Annotated in this window: 22 protein-coding genes and 1 tRNA gene; 7 read left to right on the top strand and 16 right to left on the bottom strand. The window is 61.1% G+C overall.

Annotated features, from left to right (window positions below):
- Nucleotides 1–37: 37 nt before the first annotated feature.
- Complete coding sequence (locus PXK01_RS07705) at nt 38–1663, top strand: thiamine pyrophosphate-binding protein (RefSeq protein WP_274859536.1); 1626 nt, start codon at nt 38–40, stop codon at nt 1661–1663.
- A 131-nt stretch (nt 1664–1794) separates the two neighbouring features.
- Here PXK01_RS07705 and PXK01_RS07700 read toward each other — a convergent pair.
- Nucleotides 1795–1884 (bottom strand) — tRNA-OTHER (locus PXK01_RS07700).
- A 162-nt stretch (nt 1885–2046) separates the two neighbouring features.
- Between PXK01_RS07700 and PXK01_RS07695 the strand changes: the two genes are divergently transcribed.
- Entirely contained in the window at nt 2047–2757 is a 711-nt protein-coding gene (locus PXK01_RS07695) for a DUF2971 domain-containing protein (protein WP_274859535.1), read from the top strand.
- A gap of 73 nt (nt 2758–2830) precedes the next feature.
- Here the strand turns inward: PXK01_RS07695 and PXK01_RS07690 are convergent, their stop codons facing one another.
- A complete protein-coding gene (locus PXK01_RS07690) occupies nt 2831–3178 on the bottom strand; it encodes a BrnA antitoxin family protein (RefSeq protein ID WP_274859534.1) in 348 nt (115 codons plus the stop codon).
- A 203-nt stretch (nt 3179–3381) separates the two neighbouring features.
- Here PXK01_RS07690 and PXK01_RS07685 point away from each other — a divergent pair, with 203 nt between their 5' ends.
- The 5 genes from PXK01_RS07685 (at nt 3382) to PXK01_RS07665 (ending at nt 8751) form a co-directional block, all read left to right on the top strand.
- Nucleotides 3382–4989 carry a peptide chain release factor 3 gene (locus tag PXK01_RS07685; protein ID WP_274848206.1) on the top strand — a complete coding sequence of 536 codons (1608 nt, stop codon included), beginning with the start codon at nt 3382–3384 and terminating at the stop codon, nt 4987–4989.
- A 36-nt stretch (nt 4990–5025) separates the two neighbouring features.
- Nucleotides 5026–5778: a hypothetical protein gene (locus tag PXK01_RS07680; protein WP_274848205.1), complete on the top strand. Its 753-nt coding sequence runs from the start codon at nt 5026–5028 to the stop codon at nt 5776–5778.
- Entirely contained in the window at nt 5775–6740 is a 966-nt protein-coding gene (locus PXK01_RS07675; protein ID WP_274848204.1) for a glycosyltransferase family 2 protein, read from the top strand. The genes PXK01_RS07680 and PXK01_RS07675 overlap by 4 nt, the downstream gene beginning before the upstream one ends.
- 165 nt (nt 6741–6905) lie before the next feature.
- Nucleotides 6906–8366, top strand: a complete 1461-nt coding sequence (locus PXK01_RS07670; RefSeq protein ID WP_274859533.1) for a DEAD/DEAH box helicase — start codon at nt 6906–6908, stop codon at nt 8364–8366.
- Between the two features lie 211 nt (nt 8367–8577).
- Complete coding sequence (locus tag PXK01_RS07665; protein WP_274848202.1) at nt 8578–8751, top strand: RSP_7527 family protein; 174 nt, start codon at nt 8578–8580, stop codon at nt 8749–8751.
- 80 nt (nt 8752–8831) lie between these two features.
- On the opposite strand, the gene PXK01_RS07660 is transcribed toward PXK01_RS07665, so the two are convergent.
- From PXK01_RS07660 to nuoG, 14 genes are all read right to left on the bottom strand, one after another.
- Entirely contained in the window at nt 8832–10499 is a 1668-nt protein-coding gene (locus tag PXK01_RS07660) for a ribonuclease J (protein ID WP_274848201.1), read from the bottom strand.
- A complete protein-coding gene (locus tag PXK01_RS07655; protein WP_274859532.1) occupies nt 10489–11277 on the bottom strand; it encodes a type III pantothenate kinase in 789 nt (262 codons plus the stop codon). The genes PXK01_RS07660 and PXK01_RS07655 overlap by 11 nt, the downstream gene beginning before the upstream one ends.
- A gap of 13 nt (nt 11278–11290) precedes the next feature.
- Nucleotides 11291–12037: a biotin--[acetyl-CoA-carboxylase] ligase gene (locus PXK01_RS07650; protein ID WP_274848199.1), complete on the bottom strand. Its 747-nt coding sequence runs from the start codon at nt 12035–12037 to the stop codon at nt 11291–11293.
- Nucleotides 12038–12113: 76 nt separating this feature from the next.
- Complete coding sequence (gene nuoN / locus PXK01_RS07645; RefSeq protein WP_274859530.1) at nt 12114–13553, bottom strand: NADH-quinone oxidoreductase subunit NuoN; 1440 nt, start codon at nt 13551–13553, stop codon at nt 12114–12116.
- 14 nt (nt 13554–13567) lie between these two features.
- Nucleotides 13568–15115, bottom strand: a complete 1548-nt coding sequence (locus PXK01_RS07640; RefSeq protein WP_274859529.1) for an NADH-quinone oxidoreductase subunit M — start codon at nt 15113–15115, stop codon at nt 13568–13570.
- Entirely contained in the window at nt 15115–17217 is a 2103-nt protein-coding gene (gene nuoL, locus PXK01_RS07635; RefSeq protein WP_274859528.1) for an NADH-quinone oxidoreductase subunit L, read from the bottom strand. The genes PXK01_RS07640 and nuoL overlap by 1 nt, the downstream gene beginning before the upstream one ends.
- Before the next feature lie 6 nt (nt 17218–17223).
- Entirely contained in the window at nt 17224–17529 is a 306-nt protein-coding gene (gene nuoK / locus PXK01_RS07630; RefSeq protein WP_005624625.1) for an NADH-quinone oxidoreductase subunit NuoK, read from the bottom strand.
- The gene (locus PXK01_RS07625) at nt 17526–18101 is read right to left on the bottom strand and encodes a hypothetical protein (RefSeq protein ID WP_274859526.1); all 576 of its coding nucleotides are present in this window, start codon (nt 18099–18101) and stop codon (nt 17526–17528) included. Before PXK01_RS07625 ends, nuoK begins: the two co-directional genes overlap by 4 nt.
- Complete coding sequence (locus PXK01_RS07620) at nt 18098–18700, bottom strand: NADH-quinone oxidoreductase subunit J (RefSeq protein ID WP_274848195.1); 603 nt, start codon at nt 18698–18700, stop codon at nt 18098–18100. The genes PXK01_RS07625 and PXK01_RS07620 overlap by 4 nt, the downstream gene beginning before the upstream one ends.
- On the bottom strand, nt 18697–19119 hold the full coding sequence (locus tag PXK01_RS07615; RefSeq protein ID WP_274848194.1) for a carboxymuconolactone decarboxylase family protein: 423 nt from the start codon (nt 19117–19119) through the stop codon (nt 18697–18699). Before PXK01_RS07615 ends, PXK01_RS07620 begins: the two co-directional genes overlap by 4 nt.
- 7 nt (nt 19120–19126) lie before the next feature.
- On the bottom strand, nt 19127–19621 hold the full coding sequence (gene nuoI / locus PXK01_RS07610; RefSeq protein ID WP_065267094.1) for an NADH-quinone oxidoreductase subunit NuoI: 495 nt from the start codon (nt 19619–19621) through the stop codon (nt 19127–19129).
- A 2-nt stretch (nt 19622–19623) separates the two neighbouring features.
- Nucleotides 19624–20661: an NADH-quinone oxidoreductase subunit NuoH gene (gene nuoH, locus PXK01_RS07605; RefSeq protein ID WP_274848193.1), complete on the bottom strand. Its 1038-nt coding sequence runs from the start codon at nt 20659–20661 to the stop codon at nt 19624–19626.
- A gap of 6 nt (nt 20662–20667) precedes the next feature.
- Complete coding sequence (locus PXK01_RS07600) at nt 20668–21048, bottom strand: hypothetical protein (protein WP_274848192.1); 381 nt, start codon at nt 21046–21048, stop codon at nt 20668–20670.
- Nucleotides 21045–23060, bottom strand: a complete 2016-nt coding sequence (nuoG, locus tag PXK01_RS07595; RefSeq protein WP_274848191.1) for an NADH-quinone oxidoreductase subunit NuoG — start codon at nt 23058–23060, stop codon at nt 21045–21047. Before nuoG ends, PXK01_RS07600 begins: the two co-directional genes overlap by 4 nt.
- Nucleotide 23061 lies beyond the last annotated feature (1 nt).

Here is a 23061-nt window from a genome sequence, read left to right as displayed (position 1 = left end):
ATACCGATATGACATCGAAAACCCGGACAGACAGAAAATGAGCCGCACCATGTACGTGTACCAATCCATTGCCCAATCCCTTGCCGACCATGGCCATGACATGATGTTTGGCCTGATGGGAGACGCCAACCTGTTCATGGTCGACCACTTCGTGCGCGACGGCGGCGCGACCTTCGTGCCCGTGGCCTATGAGGGCAGCGCGGTGCTGATGGCCCTGGCCTATGGTCGGGTCGCCGGCAAGGTGGGCATCGCCACCGTCACCCATGGCCCGGCCCTGACCAATTGCATCACCGCCCTGACCGAGGGCGCGCGCGGCCATGTGCCGATGGTGCTGCTGGCCGGGGATACCGCCGTCTCGAACCCGCATAACCTGCAGAACATCGATCAGCGCGAAGCGGTCAAGGTCACCGGGGCCGGCTTCGAACAGATGCGATCGCCGGAAACCGCTTCCTATGACGTGGCCCATGCGATCTACCGGGCGCAGGTGGAAAAACGTCCCATCGTGCTGAACATGCCCGCCGATTTCATGTGGCAGGAGGTGGAGCACAGCCGCCATGTCTTCCCGGCCTTCAACGCCCCCGCCTATGTGCCCGAGGGTGACGACCTGGACGAGGCCGTGGGCATGATCGCCAGCGCCAAGCGCCCGATCATCCTGGCCGGGATCGGCGCCAAGGACGCGGTCGAGCAGATCAAGAAACTGGCGGATCGCCTGCAGGCACCCCTGGCCACCACGCTCAAGGCCAAGGGCATGTTCAACGACCACCCCTACAACATCGACATCTTCGGAACCCTGTCGACGCCCGCCGCCTATGATGCCATCGCCAAGGCCGATTGCGTCGTCGCCTTTGGCACCTCGCTGCACCATTTCACCACCGACAAGGGGGCGCTGATGAAGGGCAAGCGGGTGGTGCAGATCAACGACACCGTCACCGAGGTCGCCAAGAACTACCACCCGGATGCGGCCCTGGTGGCCGATGCGGGGCTGACGGCGGATAATATCGTCTGGTGGCTGGATGAGGCCGAAATCCCCGGCACCGGCTTCACCGCCGAACTGGACATGGAGGTGCTGACCGCCCACCCCAAGGGCGATCCCGACAAGGCCAAGCCCGGTTACGTGAACTTCGAATATGCGCTTGACCGGCTGGAGGAGGCCCTGCCCAAGGACCGTTTCCTGACCACCGATGGCGGCCGGTTCATGACCGAGGTCTGGTGCCGCGTCTCCTGCCCCAATGCCGAAAGCTTCATCGCCACCACCAATTTCGGCTCCATCGGTCTTGGCCTGCAGGTCGCGATCGGCGCGGGCTTCGCGACGCCAAACCGCCCCGTTGCGCTGTTCACCGGCGATGGCGGCTTCATGATGGGCGGGATCAACGAGTTCAACACCGCCGTGCGCATGAAACAGGATCTGATCGTGATCGTGGCCAATGATTCCGCCTATGGCGCCGAGCATATCCAGTTCCTGGACCGCAAGATGGATCCCGGCCTTTCGATGTTCGACTGGCCTTCCTTCGCGCAGGTGGGCACTGCCCTGGGCGGTCAGGGTATCCTGGTGAATTCGGTTGAAACCCTGGAACAGGCGCTCAAGGCGATCGAGACCCGGGACAAGCCCCTGTTGATCGAACTGATGCTGGACCCCAACGACGTCCCGCGCATGCGGATCTGATCCCTCGGGGGCAGGTCTTGCCCGCCCCTGATCGGCGGGAACGGACCGGCATATCAAAAGCGTGGCTCTCGCCCTCCCCGGCCGTACAAGGGCTGGGGAAGGTGCGTTGGGAGCGTGAGCGATAGGTCCGCTGGCGCAGAAAGCGGGCTTTGAACATCCACGGCCTGCCCAAATTGTTTTTCAAGAACTCGCTTTGTTTGACAGGCTCAGCTATTTCTGGCTTGCGTGAGTGCCACTTGGGATCAATTGAATGGGGCGTGACGTTTGTGGCTGAAGAACTAACCTATTATTGTAGCGAACATGTATTTTTGTCTTTCTTGGAGAGCAAAAAGCTATGGCTTACGTCCCTTTCACAGTCAAACGACTCCGCTGAGGGACGCTGGATGCGGGACTACTGGCTGAACCTCTTCCTACAGGAACGTTCCGAGACAAAAAGACTAGAGCGACGGGGCGCGGCGCTTTGTATAGACACTGCTAGCCACGATTGTTTGGCACTAGGCGTCTGTTTTTCAGAAGAACGGGACCTTCTAAGCCAATGGCGCGGATACGCTGCGGATGGGGCCGGTTTTTCGATCACGTTCTATCGAGAAGCTTTGGAGCACATCCCCAAAGACCATCCCGATAGCAATCTGGAGTTGACCAAGATTGCTTACGGCGACCAAGATCACAACGAAATCCATGCCATTGTGCGCTTGCTTCACGATGCCTTCGGTGAAGATGCCAAACTTTATAGTGAGTCTCGCGGCAGCGGGAACCTCACGTTGGACTTTGGCCCAAATGGTGAAAAGCACGCGAAATATGAAAAAGCTGCCAGATCCCTCTTTACAGTCAAAAACGGCGCTTTCCGCGAAGAAAAAGAATGGCGGCTATTCACCTATGGAAACCTCTCGTCAATTGGCGGAGTGAAGCTTAGGGGGACGGGCAAGGCAGTATCTCCATACATCCCCATAACCATCCCTGAAGAAGCCGTATCACAAGTGACTCTTGGCCCGACCAATCAGACCCCGCGACACGTTTTGGAATTTGCCTTAAAGCATAATGGATTTTCCAGGGTTTCAGTTAGAGCGAGCCATGCTAGCTATCAAACACGTTGATGCTTGGAAGCTTGCATTTTCAACGGGATCATACTGACTTGATCAAATGCCCGCCACCGGGCCGACACACCCCTCACTCGCCCCGCTCCTCCAGCCTCCGCCTCGCATTCAGTTCGATACGCAGGATGGTGTTGTCATTCTCATGAGCCTGGATGTGGCCCGACAGCAGCGCCATCCAGTAGATGCGCAGAACCGCGTTGATGCGGCGGCTGTAGTTGGGGCCCAGCTTGCGGAACCAGCGCACCATGTCCGCGTCCAGCCGGATCGTCACCCGCGTCTTGGGCCGGTCAATGCGCTGCCAGCTGTCCATGCCGTGCCAATCCACCGGCAGGCTGTTGCCCAGCCATTCGCGCCGCAGGGCGGATTGCAGCTCTTCCAGCTCTTGCTGCATTTCGGCGTCATAATGTTTGCGGCTGGGCATCGGATGGGGGCGGTCTGGCTATCTGCGTTCGAGATCAGCATGGGCCATCCACCTTAAGGGCGGCTCATGCCTCCGGTCGCAGGGGCGGCAACGGGCGGTGAATGCCCGGTGTACAGGCGGTGTACGGGGGGTGCACAGGTGGTGCACGGGGGGTGACGCCTGTTTTTCTTGCCTCGGGGCGCAATCCTGATATACGCGCGCTCATGCTGGATTCCGTCACAAACCGCCCCGAATTGCCGCCCGAAATCGCGCGCCGCCGCACCTTTGCGATCATCTCGCACCCGGATGCGGGCAAGACCACCCTGACCGAGAAATTTCTCCTTTATGGTGGCGCCATCCAGATGGCCGGTCAGGTGCGCGCCAAGGGCGAGGCACGGCGCACGCGGTCGGACTTCATGCAGATGGAAAAGGACCGGGGCATCTCGGTCTCAGCCTCGGCAATGTCGTTTGACTTCAAGGAGTTCCGCTTCAACCTGGTGGACACACCCGGCCACTCGGACTTTTCCGAGGACACCTATCGCACGCTGACGGCGGTGGATGCGGCGGTGATGGTGATCGACGGCGCCAAGGGGGTGGAAAGCCAGACCCAGAAGCTGTTCGAGGTCTGCCGCCTGCGCGATCTGCCGATCCTGACCTTCTGTAACAAGATGGACCGGGAGAGCCGAGATACCTTTGAGATCATTGATGAAATCCAGGAAATGCTGGCGATTGACGTGACGCCCGCCAGCTGGCCCATCGGGGTGGGCCGCGATTTCATCGGCTGCTATGACCTGCTGCGCGACCGGCTGGAGCTGATGGACCGCGCCGACCGCAACAAGGTGGCCGAGAGCATCTCGATCGAGGGGCTGGACGATCCCAGACTGGCCGAACACGTGCCCGCGCATCTTCTGGAGAAGTTCCTGGAAGAGGTTGAAATGGCAAAGGAACTTTTGCCAGCCCTGGATCCGCAATCGGTTCTGGAAGGGCATATGACCCCGATCTGGTTCGGCTCGGCGATCAACTCCTTCGGGGTGAAGGAACTGATGGACGGGATCGGCACCTACGGGCCGGAACCGCAGCCTCAGCAGGCCAGCCCCCGCCAGATCTGCCCCGAGGAAAAGAAGGTCGCCGGTTTCGTGTTCAAGGTGCAGGCCAATATGGATCCCAAGCACCGCGACCGCGTCGCCTTCCTGCGCCTGGCCTCGGGCCATTTCAAACGCGGCATGAAGCTGACCCATGTGCGCACGAAAAAGCCGATGGCGATCTCCAACCCGGTGCTGTTCCTCGCCTCCGACCGGGAGCTGGCGGAAGAGGCCTGGGCAGGCGATATCATCGGTATCCCCAACCACGGCCAGCTGCGCATCGGTGATACGCTCACCGAAGGCGAAGCCCTGCGGGCGACCGGCATCCCCTCCTTTGCGCCGGAATTGCTGCAGACCGTGCGCGCGGGCGACCCGATGAAGGCGAAACATCTGGAAAAAGCCCTGATGCAATTTGCCGAAGAAGGGGCCGCCAAGGTCTTCAAACCCTCCTTTGGTTCGGGCTTCATCGTCGGCGTTGTCGGCGCGCTTCAGTTCGAGGTGCTCGCCAGCCGGATCGAGATGGAATACGGGCTGCCGGTGCGGTTCGAGGCATCGCAGTTCACCTCGGCCCGCTGGGTCAGCGGTGACAAGCCCGCGGTGGAAAAGTTCATCAACGCCAACAAGCAGCATATCGCGACCGACCACGACGGCGACACCGTCTACCTGACGCGCCTGCAATGGGACATCGACCGGGTCGAGCGGGATTATCCGGACTTGAAACTGACTGCGACCAAGGAAATGATGGTCTAGACCACCTCAGACCACCGAGACGGAACCAAATCACGCATGGACATTGCCAACGAGATCTACCCCGGCGGTTTCCATCGCTTGATGCGGCGCCATGATCGCAAGTCGCGCCCCTATACCGGCTCGGCCGAACTGCTGGAAAAGATCGGCACGAACCTTGATGATCTGCAGGCCCGTGTGGTTCCGGCGCAAAACCCGGAAGACCGGCCAAAGATCAAACAGCATATCGAAACCAAGTGGTTCGAGATCCGGGGCGAGTTCGAGGGGCGCAGCGAGCTGGAAGCGACCCATGCCCTGTGCATCGCCATCCTGCGGCGGGAAAACCCGCCCGCGCAGGCACGGGATCTGTTCCTGCAGATCTGGCGCGAACGCGGCAGGTATTTCGCCGACACATTGGACACGCGCTGGCTGATCTCTTCGGCAACCACCTTTGGCGACCATGGCGAGACAGAAGCGCAGCGGCGGGGCGGGCAAGGCCTGTCGATGCTCTTTGACCTGATCAAACTGCACGACAGCGAGCGCAGGCTGTCGGGGCGTCCCGGACATTTCGCCTTTCCCAGGCTGAAGCGGCGCAACTCGGATCATCCACTGGCCTTTGACATGACCCCCTACTCCCTGCAAACGGGAGACCTTGACATGAATATGCTGGCGCGTCTGTGGCACTGCGTCGAGGAAGACCCGGTCTTTCGACCGCTGGGCGCCCAGATGCTGCGCATGGTGATGACCGACAACCGCAGCATTTTTGCACGGCTCAGGCACTACAAGCGCAAGTCCGATGTGAACAAGATATGAGGACTTCGGCGGACAGATGGGGAATTGTCGCCACGGTAAAGGCCCCCGCCGCCGACATCTTGAACTGGGCCGCCTACCATATCGAAGCGGGCGCGCACCGGCTGTTCATCTACCTTGATGCCCCCTGCCCCGAGGCCCGCGATCTCCTTGCCCGGCACCCGAAGATCCGCATCTTCGACTGCGACGAGGCCTATTGGGCGCAACGCCGCAAGGGCGGCAAGCCCGAGAAACACCAGGTCCGCCAGACAATGAATGCAACCCGCGCGTATCGTCGGCAGACAAAGGGGCTGGACTGGTTGATCCACATGGATGTGGACGAATTCCTGTGGTCTGAGACCGATCTGGGCGAGGTTCTGGGCGCTTTGCCCGAAACCGCGCATTGTGCCCGCGCCTATCCGATTGAAGCCCTGGCCGGGGGCGATGGCACCGCCTTCAAGAGCCATATCGCAGCGGGCGCGAACCAGCTCTCTATCGCCGAGCGGGTTTACCCGACCTACGGCGAATACCTGTCCGGCGGATTTCTCAGCCACAGCCAGGGCAAGCTGTTCGTGCGCCCGGGATTGGAGCAGGCTCAGTTCCGCATCCATAACATCTACACCGAACAGGGTGAAAACCCAGGCCAGGCTATCCTGAACGGGGTCGACCTGTGCCACCTGCATGCCGCCGATTGGGACGCCTGGATCGCCCATTACCGATACCGCCTGGAAAAAGGCGCCTACCGATCCGAGCTGAAACCGATCCGGCCGCGCCACCAAGGCGGCGTGACCCTGCATGACCTGCTGTCGGCGATCGAAGAAGATCCGGGAACAGCAGGGCTAAAGGCGTTTTTCGAGGAAGTCTGCGCCGATACCCCTGCGCTGCGGGCGCGGCTGCAGGCGGAAGGGCTGCTCTGCCTGCGCGACCTGCAGCTTGAGGACAAGCGACAGAAACAGTTTCCAGAATTCGGCCAACGCCTGTTCTGATCTCTCCTGCAACAGGGTGTCGGGAAAATCAGGCTACAATTGACGATCTCACCTTATTTTGATAGACCGCGCCCCAAGCCGAAAGCTGCCAAACCGCATGACCTTGCGAGATCGGCTGGTACACACACGCGCGGGCCTGGTCAGTGTCCGCAATAACGGACGCAAATGACAAAATTCTCCGATCTGAACTTGAATCCCAAGGTCCTCAAGGCAATTGAGGAAGCCGGCTATGAAACCCCTACCCCCATCCAGGCCGGCGCCATCCCGCCCGCGCTGGAAGGGCGCGATGTTCTGGGGATCGCCCAAACCGGCACCGGGAAGACCGCTTCCTTTACCCTGCCGATGATCACGCTTCTGGCCCGTGGCCGCGCCCGAGCCCGCATGCCGCGCAGCCTGGTGCTCTGCCCGACGCGGGAACTGGCCGCCCAGGTGGCGGAAAACTTCGACACCTACACCAAACACATGAAACTGACGAAGGCGCTGTTGATCGGCGGTGTCAGCTTCAAGGAACAGGACCAGCTGATCGACAAGGGTGTCGATGTGCTAATCGCAACCCCCGGCCGCCTTCTGGACCATTTTGAACGCGGCAAGCTGATCCTTTCAGACGTCAAGGTCATGGTGATCGACGAAGCCGACCGGATGCTGGATATGGGCTTCATCCCCGATATCGAACGCATCTTCGGCCTGACGCCCTTTACCCGCCAGACGCTGTTCTTCTCGGCCACGATGGCGCCCGAGATCGAGCGGATCACCAATACCTTCCTCTCGAACCCGGAGCGGATCGAGATCGCCCGTCAGGCGACCACCTCGGAGACCATCGAACAGGCGGTGGTGGAATTCAAAGCCTCCCGCAAGGACCGCGAAGGCAGCGAGAAACGCAAGGTGCTGCGCGCGCTGATTGATCAGGAAGGCGACAAGCTGACCAATGCGATCATCTTCTGCAACCGTAAGACGGATGTGGATATCGTTGCAAAATCGCTGCGCAAATACGGCTATGATGCCTCGCCGATTCACGGCGACCTAGACCAGAGCCAGCGCACCAAGACCCTTGATGGCTTCCGGGAAGGCAAGCTGCGCATCCTCGTGGCCTCGGATGTGGCCGCCCGTGGCCTTGATGTGCCCAGCGTCAGCCATGTGTTCAACTACGATGTCCCCGGCCATGCCGAAGACTATGTGCACCGCATTGGCCGCACCGGCCGTGCCGGCCGCGAGGGCAAGGCGATCACCATCTGCGTGCCGCGGGATGAAAAGGCGCTGGATGCGGTCGAAAGCCTTGTTCAGAAGACAATCAACCGGATGGAAAACCCGGTGAAGAAAGCCCCCGCGCGCAAGGCCGCGCCCAACGATGGCGAAGGGAAAGAAAAAGCAACGGAAGCGAAGACGAGCCGCAGCCGTTCCCGCAGCAAGTCCAAGGAGAAGGTCCAGTCCCAGGCCCCGGAGCAGGAGGCGCAGCCCCCCGCAGTGACCGAAAGCGCCGAGACCAAGAAATCCTCGGAGAGCAAGAAATCGCGCGGCGGACGCAGCAGCAACAAGGATCGTCGCGACGACCGCAAGGTGGTGGTCGGCATGGGCGATCACATGCCCAGCTTCATCGCCATGTCCTTTGACGAACGCCGCGCCAGCTGACAGCTCCGTTTGAGGCTGCTGGTTTTGCGACCGTGCCCCTGCCGGGTGCGGTCGTTTTCATTTCTGCCCCCGCAGCCAGGCCAGGGATACGCGCAAGGGTTGCTTTGCACCTGCAGCATGGCGGCAATGACAATTTTGCCGGATGTCAAATGCGCTCTTTGCGCCTAATTGGGCGTCAGACACTGACACGCCCTAGCCGCTGAGACGCATTATGACACATTCCGACATCCCCTCCCTGTCCGCTGAAGACATCCAGGCCATCGAACGCCGGGCGCAGGCCATGCGCAGCCAAGCCATGGCCACCTTCCTGCGCGCAGGCTCTGCTGCCATCGTGACCGCTGCACAGAAGCTTGCGGCCCTGGTCCTGCGCCCGCGCCACGCCTGATTTCATTTCGAAGACCACCACTCACGAAAAAGCGCCCTGGCCGGATTGGTCAGGGCGCTTTTTGTCTTTTCGTCTGCGACTTAGCGCATGCGGCTGATCACCACCGTCACCTCGGGCTTCTTGCCGATCTCATTGTTGGCGGTCTGGCGCGCGATGCGGCGCAGTTCGCCCTCCAGCTTGTCGTCGTCACGCAGGGTCTTGGCTCCTGCCCGCATCAGGAACTGGTTGAGATCTTCCTCGATCACCTCAGCGAGGGCGGCGTCGGATGTGCCGGTTTCCGCCAGCCCCTTGATATCGCACCAGGGCTCGCCCAGCGGCTCATCTTCTTCATCCAGGATCACGGTCACGACCAGATGGCCGTTCAGCGCCATGCGGATACGATCGCGCACGATGCCATCCAGCGCGCCGATCTTCACGGTCCCATCCAGATAGACCCGTCCGGTTTCCACAAAGTCCACCACCCGCGGCCCATCGCCCGCGAGATCCAGCATGGTGCCATTCACCGCCACGACGCTGGCGATACCGGCTTCCTCGGCGATGCGCGCATGCTGGCGCAGGTGGCGGTGTTCACCGTGCATCGGCACCAGCATCTTCGGTTTTACCAGCGCGTGCAGCTGCTCTAGATCGGGCCGATTGGCATGGCCCGACACGTGATACAGGCCGGAACTGTCATCGACCACATCGACGCCCCGCTCCGAGAACTGGTTCATGATCCGGATCACGCCCTTCTCGTTGCCGGGAATGGTCTTGGAGGAGAAGAGGAACAGATCGCCCTCTTTCAGCTCCAGCCCGCGATACTTGCCACGTGCCATCTGCGCGGTGGCCGCGCGGCGTTCGCCCTGGCTGCCGGTGGTGATCAGCATCAGATTTTCGCGCGGCACATCCTGCGCTTCCTCGGGCTGGATCACCTTCGGAAAATCGGTCAGCACGCCGGTTTCCACCGCCGCCTCGACCATGCGCAGCATCGCGCGGCCCAAGAGCACAATAGACCGCCCGGCCCGCTCGCCCGCTTCAGCAAGGGTTTTGACCCGGGCGACGTTGGAGGCAAAGGTGGTCGCCGCGACCAGACCCTTTGCCTCGCCGATCAGCCGGGTGATCTCGGGCGCAAGTTCCGCTTCCGAGCGGCCCGGATGGGCGGAAAACACATTGGTGGAGTCGCAGATCATCGCCTGCACGCCATCCTTGGCGATCTCTTTCCACATGTCCGGATCAAAGGGTTCGCCCACCAGTGGGTTCGGATCCAGCTTGAAGTCGCCGGTATGCACCACCCGCCCGGCGGGCGTGTCGATCACCAGTGCCCCGCTTTCGGGGATGGAGTGGGACATGGGGGCAACGCCCACCGTAAAGGGGCCAAGCTTGGTCACCTCGGGCCAGGCCGAGACGGTCTGCACCATCTTGGGATCATGGCCCCGCTCTTCCATCTTGCGGCGCGCCAGATTGGCGGTAAAGGCGCGGGCATAGACCGGCACCCGTAGATCACCGTAAAGGTGGGCCACCGCGCCGATGTGGTCTTCGTGACCGTGGGTGATGAACACCGCCTCCAGCTGGTCCACCCGCTGTTTCAGCCAGGTGATGTCGGGCATGATCAGATCCACGCCCGGGCTGGTATCCATATCCGGGAAGGCCACGCCCAGATCCACCAGGATCAGCCGTTCCTTGCCCGGTTTGCCGTAGCCATAGACATAGGCGTTCATGCCAATTTCACCTGCCCCGCCAAGGGGCAGATAGATCAATCTCTCAGTGCTCATTCGGAGTACCGTTATCCTTGTTATATTGATGGATGACCTGCAGACCATGCATGGTGAGATCATCCTCATATGCGTCGAACAGATCAGCCGTTTGCTGGAACAAAGGCGCCAGCCCGCCTGTTGATATCACTTTCATGGGCACGCCGCGCTCGTCCTTGATGCGGGTGCAGATTTCACGGACAAGGCCGACATAGCCCCAGAAGACGCCGGATTGCATGCAGGCGACGGTATTGGTGCCGATGACCCTCTGCGGTTTCGAGATGTCCACATGGGGCAAGGCCGCGGCCGCCTGGTGCAGCGCTTCGAGGCTGAGGTTGACACCCGGTGCAATCACCCCCCCCACATAGGCGCCATCCTCGGCCACCACATCGAAGGTGGTCGCGGTGCCAAAATCCACCATCACCAGATTGCCGCCATATAGGTCAAAGCCCGACACCGTGTTGACCAACCGGTCGGGGCCGACAGCGGTGCCTTCATCGACCCGCACTTCCACCGGCAAGAGGCAATCGGGTTTCCCGACCACCAGCGGCCTTGTGTTGAAATAGCGATCGCCCAGCACACGCAGGTTGAAGACCACCCGCGGCACGGTCGAGGAAACGATCATATCGGTGATATCCGCCTCGATGCCCTGCAACCGCATCAGCGTGTTGAGCCAGACGAAATACTGATCCGCCGTGCGCCGCCAGTCGGTCGCCGTGCGCCAGGTGCCGATGAACTGCTCCCCATCCCAGATCGAGAAGACAGTATTGGTATTGCCACAATCAACGGCCAGAAGCATGGGCACGCCTTTCCTAGAAATAGACATCCGCGGCGGGAATGGTGACGCGGCCTTTGGCGCTGTTTAGGACAAGGTTGCCCTGGGCGTCCACCGTTTCAAAGGTGCCCTCGGTTTCCGACGTTGCGGTGCGGGCGGTGATGACCTCCCCCAGCTTGGCCGCGCGGGCCAGCCAGGCGGTGCGGATCGGCTCGAACCCATAGGTCACGAACTGCTGCTCATAGCGGGCATAGGCCTCTGCCAGGGCCTCGAGGAAATCCTCGGGGCCGACCTGCATCCCGGTTTCCGAGAGCAGCGACACCGGCCAGACGGCACCCGGCTCCAGCCATTCCTTCATCGGGGTTTCCATCAGGTTGACCCCGATCCCGATCGACAGATAGGTGACCCCGCTACCCTGGCCTGCGCTTTCCAAGAGGATCCCAGCCAGCTTGCCACCGTTCAGCAGCACATCGTTGGGCCATTTCAGGGCCAAGCCATCGGTGCGGCCCGTCAAGGCGACGCATGCATCGAACAACGCCAGAGAGGCCACGAAACTGCGCAGGGCCACCTGATCGGCGGCGCCTTCGGGACGCATCACCAGCGTGGCGGCAAAGTTGCCTTTCGGATCCTTCCAGTCCCGCCCCCGGCGCCCGCGCCCCTTGGTCTGACGCAGGGCCAGGATCCACTCGGGGCCCGACAACTCGCCTGCAATCCGGGCGGCTTCGTCCAGGGTGCTGTCCACCTCGGCCAGCACGCGTTTGCCATATCCCACTGGCCAGGTCATCGCTGTCACCCTTTGTCCAAATGCGCAAAAGGCCCGGTCCTGCGACCGGGCCTTTTGTGTTTGTCACTTTGCTTGATCAATTGACAAGAGTTGCAGCCGCCGCAGCAGCAGCCCCGTCGATGCCAAATTGATAGACGACCCCGATCAGCATCAGCGCAGCCGACGCCATCAGCCCCAGGGTCAGAACCGGCGACCCCTTGGCCTCGACCTCTCCCTCGGAGGCGCCGAAGTACATGTAGAAGACAATCCGCAGGTAGTAGAAGGCACCAATGACCGAGGCCACGGCGGAGGCAATGACCAGCCCCATCAGGCCCGCATCCACACCCGCCTGCCAGACACCCAGCTTGGCAAAGAAGCCCAACATCGGCGGCACGCCAGCCAGCGAGAACATCAGGACCAGAACCGCCAGCGCCTTGCCCGGCTCACGCGATGCAAACTGGTTCAGGGCGTTGATGTCGGTAACCGGCTTGCCGTCCTTTTCCAGCATCAGGATGAAAGAGAAGGTGCCGACATTCATGGTGACGTAGATCGCAAGGTACACAAGCATCGCCGAAACACCCGCTTCGGTGCCCGCGGCCAGGCCGATCAACGCATAGCCCATATGCGCGATGGACGAGAAAGCCATCAGGCGCTTGATGTCACGCTGACCGATGGCCGCAACCGCGCCCAGGAACATCGACAGCACGGACAACACGACGATGACCTGCTGCCAGTCAACAATGGCGCCGCCAAAGGCGTCATGCAGCACGCGGGCAAACAGCCCCATAGCAGCCACTTTCGGTGCGGTGGCAAAGAAGGCGGTGACCGGCGTGGGGGAGCCTTCGTAGACATCCGGCGTCCACATATGAAAGGGCACGGCAGAGACCTTGAAGGCCATGCCCGAGATCAGGAAGACGAGGCCAAAGAGCATGCCCAGCGACATATGGCCATGTTCCGCGACCTGGATGATGCCCGCGAACTTGGTGGTGCCTGCAAAGCCATAGACCAGCGATGCACCATACAAGAGCAGACCCGAGGAGAGCGCGCCGAGCACGAAATACTTGAGGCCCGCTTCGGTGGATTTCACGCTGTCACGACGCAGGGAGGCAACCACATAAAGCGCCAGCGACTGTAGCTCGAGCCCCATGTAGAGCGCCATCAGATCGCCAGCGGAGACCATGACCATCATGCCGACCGCGGAAAGCGCAATCAGGATGGGGTATTCGAAGGGCAGCATGCCGCGGCGCGACATGTAGTCCTGCCCCATGATCATCACGGCAGCGGCGGCCACCAGGATCACCACCTTGGCAAAGCGCGAGAAACCGTCGTCGACGAACATGCCGCCGAATGCCTCTTGGCTGCCGTTACCGCCGGTGGCGATCCAGACCGCCAGCGCGACCATCAGACCGGCGGTGACCCAGACCAGCGTCGAAGCCAGCTTGTCCTTGCCGGTATAGACCGCGGCCAGCAGCGCAACCATTGCGTAAAGCGCCAGAACAATCTCTGGCAGGACGATGGAGAGATCAGCTTGGATCATCTGCCTTGGCTCCCTTAGTGCGAAGCAATCTGGGTCGCAGACGCGGTGTCAGCGGCGGCCAGAGATTGGTTGAAGTTCGAGATCAGCGCCTCGGTGGACGGGCCGATGATATCGGTGACAAGCGACGGGTAGACGCCCAGCAGAATGGTCATCACCACCAGCGGCGCAAAGATGAACCGCTCGCGGGCGTCCATGTCCTTGATGGTCTTGAGGCTTTCCTTGATCAGATCACCAAAGACCACGCGGCGATAAAGCCACAGCGCATAACCAGCCGAGAAGATCACCCCGGTTGCCGCAACAGCCGCCACCCAGGTGTTCTTCTGGAAGGTGCCCATCAGGGTCAGGAATTCACCGACAAAGCCCGAGGTGCCCGGCAGGCCCACGTTGCCCATGGTGAAGAACATGAAGACCAGCGCGTAAGCCGGCATGCGGATCACAAGGCCGCCATAGGCGTCGATGTCGCGGGTGTGCATGCGGTCATAGATGACGCCCACGCACAGGAACAATGCGGCCGAGATGAAGCCGTGGCTCAGCATCTGGAAGATCGCCCCGTCAACGCCCTGCTGGTTGGCCGCAAAGATGCCCATGGTGACAAAGCCCATATGCGCGACGGACGAATAGGCGATCAGCTTCTTCATGTCCTCCTGCACCATCGCCACCAGCGAGGTGTAGACAACCGCGATGGCCGACATCCAGAGGATCAGGTCAGTCATCACATCCGCACCCACCGGGAACATCGGCAAGGAGAAGCGCAGGAAGCCGTAACCGCCCATCTTCAGGAGGATCGCCGCCAGCACGACAGACCCAGCCGTCGGCGCCTGCACGTGCGCGTCGGGCAGCCAGGTGTGCACAGGCCACATCGGCATCTTCACCGCAAAGGACGCGAAGAACGCCAGGAACATCAGCGTCTGCATGCCGCCGACGATATGGATGCCCAGAACATCAAAGCTTGCAGCCGAGAAGCTGTGCGTCAGCAGGGTCTCGATATCGGTGGTGCCCGCATCGGCGTACATCGCCACCATGGCCACCAGCATCAGCACCGATCCGAAGAAGGTATAGAGGAAGAACTTGAAGGAGGCGTAGATCCGCTCCTTGCCGCCCCAGATGCCGATGATCAGGAACATCGGAATGAGGCCCGCCTCGAAGAACAGGTAGAAGAGCACCAGATCCAGCGCCATGAAGACACCCAGCATCAGGGTCTCAAGCAGCAGGAAGGCGACCATGTATTCCTTGACGCGGGTGGTCACGTTCCAGCTGGCCAGGATGGTCAGCGGCATCACGAAGGTGGTCAGCATCACGAACAGCACCGAAATGCCATCGACGCCCATCTTGTACTTCAGGCCAAAGATCCACTCGGCCTCTTCCACGAACTGAAAGCCCGTATTGGCAGGGTCGAAGTCCAGGTAGATCGCCAGCGACACCAGGAAGGTGATCGAGGTCGCCAGGAGCGCGATCCATTTGGCGTTGCGTTGTGCCGCAGCATCCTCTCCCCGGAGCAGCAGGGCCATCAGGCCCGCCGCAAAGGCCGGGATAAAGGTGACAATAGAAAGGATGTTGTCCATCAGTGCGCTCCTCCGCCGATCGACATCCAGGTGACAAGGGCGGCAATGCCCAGCACCATCCAGAAGGCATAGGTAAAGATGAAGCCGGACTGGGCCCGGCCAGCGAGACGGGTGAAGAAGGGCACGATGCCCATGGCCACACCGTTCAGGAAACCGTCGATCGTCTTGCCGTCGCCCTTGCGCCAGAAGAAACGACCGATCGCAATGGCCGGTTTGACAAAGATCGCGTCATAGAGCTCGTCAAAGTACCACTTGTTCTTGAGGAACAGATACAAGGGGCGCTGGTTCTCTGCCAGGCGTGCCGGCAGCGTGGGGTTCCAGATGTAGAACCACAGCGCCATGATCAGACCGCCCAGCATGGCGATGAACGGCGACACCTTCACCCATTTCGGGGCGGCATGGGCATCGTCCAGCACGGTGTTGTCCGGCGCGATGTAAAGCGCGCCCTCACCCGGCTTGCCGGTGAACACGTAGTGATGTTCACCCTTTGCGGCTTCACTGTGATCGTCTTTTGCCTCGCCATGGGCCGCTTCTTCGCCATGGGCATCGCCATGGCCTTCAGCCGAAGCCTCGGCGTAGGGAATACCGTAGAACTTGCCCACCGTATCGGTGTGACCAAAGAAGCTGTTGTACCAGATCATGCCGGAGAAGACCGCACCCAGCGCCAGGACGCCCAGCGGGATCAGCATGACCATCGGGCTTTCATGCGCGTGATCATGCGTATGCTTATCGCCGCGCGGCTTGCCGTAGAAGGTCAGGAAGATCAGGCGCCACGAGTAGAACGAGGTCATCGCGGCAGCCACGACCAAGAGCCAGAAGCCATAGGACGAGCCGCCCGCATAGGCGCTTTCGATGATTGCGTCCTTGGAGAGGAAACCGGCAAAGCCGAAGTGGGTGAGCGGGACACCAACACCGGTGATGGCCAGCGTACCGATCATCATCGCCGCAAAGGTATAGGGGATCTTCTTGCGCAGACCACCGTAGTTCATCATGTCCTGCTCGTGGTGCATCGCGTGGATCACGGAACCCGCGCCAAGGAACAGCATCGCCTTGAAGAAGGCGTGGGTGAACAGGTGGAACATTGCCGCCGAATACATGCCTACACCAGCAGCCACGAACATATAGCCCAGCTGCGAACAGGTCGAATAAGCGATGACGCGCTTGATGTCGGTCTGAACCAGGCCCACGGTCGCGGCAAAGAAGGCTGTCGTTGCGCCCAGCACCGTGATGAACATGGTCGCTTGCGGTGCAACCTCCATCAGCGGCGACATGCGGCACACCAGGAAGACACCGGCGGTCACCATGGTTGCGGCGTGGATCAGCGCCGACACAGGGGTCGGGCCTTCCATCGCGTCCGGCAGCCAGGTGTGCAGGATCAGCTGCGCCGATTTACCCATGGCGCCGATGAACAGCAACACCGCCAGAAGGTTCGCCGCATTCCATTCGCCCCAGAGGAAGCTCAGCTGGGTTTCGGCAATCTCGGGCGTGGCCGCGAAGATGTCGTTGAAGCTGATGCTATCGGTCAAGAGGAACAGGCCAAAGATCCCCAGCGCAAAGCCGAAGTCACCGACACGGTTGACGATAAAGGCCTTCATCGCCGCAGCATTGGCCGAGGGCTTGCGGTAGTAGAACCCGATCAGAAGGTAGGAGGCAACGCCCACGCCTTCCCAGCCAAAGAACATCTGCACCAGGTTGTCCGAGGTCACCAGCATCAACATCGCAAAGGTGAAGAATGACAGGTAGGCAAAGAAGCGCGGCTTGTAGCTTTCGCCGTCTTTCCACTGCGGGTCATGCGCCATGTAGCCGAAGGAGTAGAGATGCACGAGGCTCGAGACCGTGGTGACAACAATCAGCATGATCGCGGTCAGCCGGTCCAGACGGATGCCCCAGGAGGTCGAGAGCGAGCCGCTTTCGATCCAGCGCAGGATCTCGATGTTCTGGGTGACGCCATCAAAGGTCAGGAAGACGGTCCAGGACAGCACGGCAGAGAGGAACAACAGGCCCGTGGCCGTGATCATCGCCGCCTTTTCGCCGATGAACTTCCAGCCAAAGCCGCAGATCACCGCCCCGACCAGAGGGGCAAAGAGAAGGATGGTTTCCATGACGCTTTAGCCCTTCATCACGTTGATATCTTCGACGGCGATGGTGCCGCGGTTACGGAAGAAGCAAACCAGGATCGCCAGGCCGATGGCGGCCTCGGCGGCGGCCACGGTCAGCACGAACAGGGTAAAGACCTGCCCCACCAGATCGCCCAGGAAGCTGGAGAAGGCCACAAGGTTGATGTTCACCGCCAGGAGCATCAACTCGATGCTCATCAAGAGGATGATCACATTCTTGCGGTTCAGGAACAGGCCAAAGATGCCAATGACGAACAGCGTCGCCGCAACGGTGAGATAGTGTTCAAGTCCGATCATGAGTTCGCTCCTCGCGAGTCGGGATAGTAGAGGCGACATGCACAGGTCAGATCGAATGTACGACCGCCGAACTTATGCCGCCGCGGCGTGTCGACCACGATGTTTTCGTTGACAAACGCGTATTTGGACGCGTGTTTCATCATTTCTTCCAGCGTAGCTGTTGGCCCGATTTGTCGTTCCTGCTGTTCAAAGAATGTGTCCGGATCAAACTTCAGCGGATCCTCAGCGATTTCCTCGGTCAGTGTTTCGGCGTTGTACATATCTGAACCAGCGTAAACGAAGGTGCCGATCACCGAGGTCCGTCCCGACGCGCAATCCGTCGTAACAACGCTTTTGAAGGATGTGCACGCTGACATGGACAGAGTCTGCCGTGTTCGTCCATTGCCAAGGTCGATGGCATCAGACAGGCGTAAGTAATCGGAACGATAGTCTCCGCGACCGTGACCGTAGCGGGAACAAGCATCATCATTCTTCATGAAGGACAGCGGAGATTTGAAACCTGGTGTACAGGCTTCGGCCGCCCCCAAAGGGAACAAGGCAAACGTTGCCAGTATCAAAGCAAGTCTGGTCACAGCCCCTGCCCCGGTTTTACGTCCTTGAGTTCCATCGCCTTGGCCGGGTCGCGCATCATCTGGGCGACGATGTCCTGGCGCTTGACGTCCTTGCGGTGGCGCAGGGTCAGCACGATGGCGCCGATCATGGCGACCAGCAGGATCAGACCCGCCAGCTGGAACAGAAGGAAGTATTGGTCATAGATGATGAGGCCAAGCGCCTCGGTGTTGTGCTTGTCTGCCGGGACCGGCTGCGCGATCAGGTCGGATGCCAGCGGCGCGCTGACCCAGGTGCCATAGGCCATGACCAGCTGCATCAGGATCACAAGCCCGATCAGCAAGGCGACCGGCATGTAGCGGGCCATCTCGGCCTTCAGCTCGGCAAAGTCCACATCCAGCATCATCACCACGAAGAGGAACAGAACCGCGACCGCCCCCACGTAGACGATGACCAGCAGCATGGCGACGAATTCCGCCCCCAGAAGCACGAACAGCCCGGCCGAGGAAATGAAGGCCAGGATCAGCCACAGCACAGAATGCACCGGCTGACGGCTGATCACGGTGAACAGCCCGCCGGTGATGGCGCTGATGGCGAAGAGGTAGAAGGCAAAAACGCTCATGTCTCATCGTCCCTTTTGTCGTCCAGGACCTCTTGCGCCAGCTCCAGCGCCCGGGTCATGGCCGGGATGCCGGCAAAGACCGACATCTGTCCGATCGTTTCAACGATCTCTTGTTTCTTCGCGCCCGCCTCGAGTGCGTGGCGCACGGTCTGGCGCAGGGCGGTGTCCGCCTGTGCGCCCTGCATGGTCAGCCCCGCCAGCGTCAAAAGCAGGCGGGTCTTGGCATCCAGACCGTCCTTGTTGACGGTCTTGCCGAACATCAGCTCCATGGCCTCTTTCGGCATGGTCGGCCACAGCGCCTCGAACCCTTTCATGGCCTCGGCAGGCGAGAAATGCTCAAGCGCCGGATTGAACGCTTTTGCCATCTCATGGGCCTGGGCCATCATGGCCTCGAAGGGGTTCTTTGGCGTCTCGGTCATGGTCCTATCACCGGTAGGGTGCGTCGATTTCCAGGTTGCGGGCGATTTCGGCTTCCCAGCGTTCCCCGTTCGAAAGCAGCTTTTCCTTGTCGTAGAACAGCTCTTCGCGGGTTTCGGTGGCGAATTCGAAGTTCGGCCCTTCCACGATGGCATCCACCGGGCAGGCTTCCTGGCAGAAACCGCAGTAGATGCATTTGGTCATGTCGATGTCATAGCGCGTGGTGCGGCGGGAGCCATCCTCGCGCGGTTCGGCATCGATGGTGATCGCCTGCGCGGGACACACGGCCTCACACAGTTTGCAGGCAATGCAGCGTTCCTCGCCGTTGGGGTAACGGCGCAGGGCGTGCTCACCACGAAAGCGCGGGGACAGCGGACCCTTTTCGTGCGGGTAGTTCAGGGTGGCCTTGGGGGCGAAGAAATACTTCAGCCCCAGTTTGAAGCCGACCCAGAAATCCTGCAGCAGGAAGTATTTGGCGGCGCGGGTGTAATCGATCTGCGTCATGATCAGCCCCCTGTTGTCCAGCGTGCGAAAGCACCCCAGAACCAGTCGAATTTTGCAGCGAAGGAGACGAAGACCACCCAGACGAGGCTGAAGGGCAGGAAGACCTTCCAGCCAAGGCGCATCAGCTGATCATAGCGATAGCGCGGGGTGATCGCCTTCACCATTGCGAAGAGGAAGAAGAAGAAGGCCATCTTGCCCACCATCCACAGAACACCGTCCGGCAGGCCGGGGATCGGGGAAAGCCAGCCGCCAAAGAACAGCAGCGTGGTCAGGGCGCACATCAGGAAGATGGCGATATATTCACCGGCCATGAACAGAAGGAAGGGCGTGGCCGAATATTCCACCTGATAGCCAGCCACCAGTTCCGATTCCGCTTCGGGCAGGTCAAACGGCGGGCGGTTGGTTTCCGCAAGCGCCGAGATGAAGAACAGGAAGACCATCGGGAAATGCGGCAGCCAGTACCAGTTGAACAGGCCCGCATTGCCATCCTGCGCGCGCACGATGTCACCGAAGTTCATCGAACCGGTCGACAGGATCACACCGATGATGATCAACCCGATGGAGACCTCGTAGGAAATCATCTGCGCGGCAGAGCGCAAGGAGCCAAGGAAGGGATATTTCGAGTTCGACGCCCAGCCGCCCATGATGACGCCGTAGACCTCGAGGCTGGACACCGCAAAGACGTAGAGGATCGCGACGTTGATATCGCTCAGCACCCAGCCATCGTTGAAGGGGATCACCGCCCAGGCGATCATCGCCAGCACGAATGAGGTGAGCGGCGCCAGGATGAAGACGGCGCGGTCCGCACCGGCGGGGATCACGACCTCTTTCACCACGTATTTCAACGCATCGGCCACCGATTGCAGCAGGCCATAGACGCCCACCACGTTGGGGCCCCGGCGCATCTGCACCGCCGCCCAGATCTTGCGGTCCCCGTAGACGAGGAACAGAAGCGAAATCATGACAAAGGCAACAACTGCAAGAACTTGCGCCAATATCAGAACGGCGATGCCGCCTGGGGTGTTAAAGAAGTCAGCCATAGGTCCTCACACCGTGGGTATTCCGTTTGCCTTGCAGTCCGCCACCACGACTTCGGCGTCGATGGTGCGCAGACCGCGCGGGAGGGCAGGCGAGATGGTGTAGACAGCATCTGCAGTCTGATTGCCACCCTCTTGTTTCATTTTTGTACGCACGTGACGCGCAAACCCGTAACCCCGGATCAGCGCATATTGCGCGGCGGCACATTCGGCATAGTCATCCAGCTCCGCCTTGGCGCGGGCGCCGGACATCGTGACGTTGAACTGCACCAGATCGCCGCCCAGCAGGCTGGTCTTCACCCCTTTGTATTGGGGAGAAGTCTCACCGGTGCCGGGCGCCTGCGCACAGGCCCCCAGCATCAGGGACGATATGAGTGCCGCGCGGATCACTCTGCCGCGATCTTGTCTGTGTTGCGGGCCTTCGCATTGGCCGAAAGTTCGGCCATCAGCTGCGACGCACGCGCAATCGGGTTGGTCAGGTAGAAATCCTTCACCGCAGGCAGGAAGTCCGCCTTGCCCAGCGGTTCGCTCTCCAGTGCCACGACTTCGTTCTCGGCAACCTCGCCCACTTTCGCCAGATGCGGCACCTCTGCGACCAGCGCCTTGCGCAGCTGCGCCAGCGAGTCATAGGGCAGTGTCGCTCCGAGTTCGGCGCTGAGCGCGCGCAGGATGGCCCAGTTCTCTTTCGCGTCACCCGGAGCAAAGCCGGCGCGGAACGCGAGCTGCGGGCGGCCTTCGGTATTGACGAAGAGACCGTTTTCCTCGGTATAGGCGGCGCCCGGCAGGATCACATCGGCGCGGTGCGCGCCGCGGTCACCATGGCTGCCCTGATAGATCACGAAGGCACCCGGATCGATCTCGACCTCATCGGCGCCGAGGTTGTAGATCACCTCTGCCCCGTCGATGGCCGCAGCCATGCCGCCCTCGGTCACGGCCCCAATATCCATGGCGCCCACTCGGGCTGCTGCGGAATGTAGCACCAGCACCTTGGCGCCGGACTTTGCGGCCAGCTCCTGAACCTTGGCCATCACGGCCAGACCGTCCGCCTCGCGCAGAGCGCCCTGGCCAACGATGATCACCGGCGCCTTATCCGCGATGTCATGGGCGTTCTGGGCCGCAGCTTCCAACGCGGCACGATCGGTGCCGATATGCTCGTAGTCATAGGTCAGATCCGCAGCGACGCCGATCAGACCAACGTTGGCCCCATTCAGCCAGGCCTTGCGGATCCGGGCGTTCAGCACCGGCGCCTCGTCGCGCGGGTTGGTGCCGACCAGCAGGATCGCCTGTGCCGCATCGATATCCTCGATCGCGGCGGTGCCCACATAGGCAGAGCGGTTGCCGATGGCGAGACGGGCATTGTCGGTGCGGCACTCCACGGCGCCCCCCTGCCCTTCGATCAGCTGTTTCAACGCGAATGCGGCTTCAACCGGAACCAGATCGCCGATCAGACCGGCAACCTTCTTGCCCTTCATCGCAGAGGCAACCGCGGCCAGAGCCTCGGGCCAGGTGGCGGGCTTCAGCTTGCCGTCGACGCGCACGTAAGGACGATCCAGACGCTGGCGGCGCAGGCCGTCCCAGACGAAACGGGTCTTGTCCGAAATCCACTCTTCATTCACACCGTCGTTGTTGCGCGGCAGGATGCGCATCACTTCGCGGCCCTTGGTGTCGACGCGGATGTTGGAGCCAAGCGCATCCATCACGTCGATGGTCTCGGTCTTGGTCAGTTCCCAGGGGCGGGCCGTAAACGCATAGGGTTTCGAGGTCAGCGCCCCGACCGGGCACAGGTCGATGATATTGCCCTGCAGGTTCGAATCCAGTGTCTCGTTCAGGTAACTGGTGATTTCTGCATCTTCGCCGCGACCGGTCTGGCCCATCTGGGTGATGCCCGCCACCTCGGTGGTGAAACGCACGCAGCGGGTGCAGCTGATGCAGCGGGTCATGGCGGTGCCCACCAGCGGGCCGAGGTCAAGATCATCCACCGCGCGCTTGGCTTCACGGAAGCGGCTGAAATCAACACCATAGGCCATCGCCTGATCCTGCAGGTCGCACTCGCCGCCCTGATCGCAGATCGGGCAATCCAGCGGGTGGTTGATCAGCAGGAACTCCATCACGCCTTCGCGGGCCTTCTTCACCATCGGTGAATTGGTCTTCACCACCGGCGCCTGACCTTCGGGACCGGGGCGCAGGTCGCGCACCTGCATGGCACAGGAGGCTGCGGGTTTCGGCGGGCCACCGACGACTTCGACCAGACACATACGGCAGTTGCCGGCAATGGACAGGCGCTCGTGGTAGCAGAACCGCGGGATCTCTACCCCGGCGACTTCACAGGCCTGGATCAGGGTCATCGCCCCGTCCACCTCGATCTCGGTTCCGTCAATGTTGATCTTGCGGAGGTCAGACATG

The sequence above is a fragment of the Phaeobacter sp. PT47_59 genome, assembly GCF_028890025.1.
Taxonomy (GTDB): Bacteria; Pseudomonadota; Alphaproteobacteria; order Rhodobacterales; family Rhodobacteraceae; genus Phycobacter.
This window is presented reverse-complemented; position numbering and strand designations above follow the sequence as displayed.

Coding starts and splice junctions, on each gene's coding strand:
- PXK01_RS07675 (WP_274848204.1), top strand. CDS start 5,775: ATGAGGACTTCGGCGGACAGATGGGGAATTGTCGCCACGGTAAAGGCC.
- nuoN (WP_274859530.1), bottom strand. CDS start 13,553: ATGATCCAAGCTGATCTCTCCATCGTCCTGCCAGAGATTGTTCTGGCG.
- PXK01_RS07695 (WP_274859535.1), top strand. CDS start 2,047: ATGCGGGACTACTGGCTGAACCTCTTCCTACAGGAACGTTCCGAGACA.
- PXK01_RS07655 (WP_274859532.1), bottom strand. CDS start 11,277: ATGCTTCTGGCCGTTGATTGTGGCAATACCAATACTGTCTTCTCGATC.
- PXK01_RS07705 (WP_274859536.1), top strand. CDS start 38: ATGAGCCGCACCATGTACGTGTACCAATCCATTGCCCAATCCCTTGCC.
- PXK01_RS07680 (WP_274848205.1), top strand. CDS start 5,026: ATGGACATTGCCAACGAGATCTACCCCGGCGGTTTCCATCGCTTGATG.
- PXK01_RS07640 (WP_274859529.1), bottom strand. CDS start 15,115: ATGGACAACATCCTTTCTATTGTCACCTTTATCCCGGCCTTTGCGGCG.
- nuoK (WP_005624625.1), bottom strand. CDS start 17,529: ATGATCGGACTTGAACACTATCTCACCGTTGCGGCGACGCTGTTCGTC.
- nuoH (WP_274848193.1), bottom strand. CDS start 20,661: ATGGCTGACTTCTTTAACACCCCAGGCGGCATCGCCGTTCTGATATTG.
- PXK01_RS07615 (WP_274848194.1), bottom strand. CDS start 19,119: ATGACCGAGACGCCAAAGAACCCCTTCGAGGCCATGATGGCCCAGGCC.
- PXK01_RS07670 (WP_274859533.1), top strand. CDS start 6,906: ATGACAAAATTCTCCGATCTGAACTTGAATCCCAAGGTCCTCAAGGCA.
- PXK01_RS07665 (WP_274848202.1), top strand. CDS start 8,578: ATGACACATTCCGACATCCCCTCCCTGTCCGCTGAAGACATCCAGGCC.
- PXK01_RS07660 (WP_274848201.1), bottom strand. CDS start 10,499: ATGAGCACTGAGAGATTGATCTATCTGCCCCTTGGCGGGGCAGGTGAA.
- nuoI (WP_065267094.1), bottom strand. CDS start 19,621: ATGACGCAGATCGATTACACCCGCGCCGCCAAATACTTCCTGCTGCAG.
- nuoG (WP_274848191.1), bottom strand. CDS start 23,060: ATGTCTGACCTCCGCAAGATCAACATTGACGGAACCGAGATCGAGGTG.
- PXK01_RS07685 (WP_274848206.1), top strand. CDS start 3,382: ATGCTGGATTCCGTCACAAACCGCCCCGAATTGCCGCCCGAAATCGCG.
- PXK01_RS07690 (WP_274859534.1), bottom strand. CDS start 3,178: ATGCCCAGCCGCAAACATTATGACGCCGAAATGCAGCAAGAGCTGGAA.
- PXK01_RS07650 (WP_274848199.1), bottom strand. CDS start 12,037: ATGACCTGGCCAGTGGGATATGGCAAACGCGTGCTGGCCGAGGTGGAC.
- nuoL (WP_274859528.1), bottom strand. CDS start 17,217: ATGGAAACCATCCTTCTCTTTGCCCCTCTGGTCGGGGCGGTGATCTGC.
- PXK01_RS07620 (WP_274848195.1), bottom strand. CDS start 18,700: ATGAGCGTTTTTGCCTTCTACCTCTTCGCCATCAGCGCCATCACCGGC.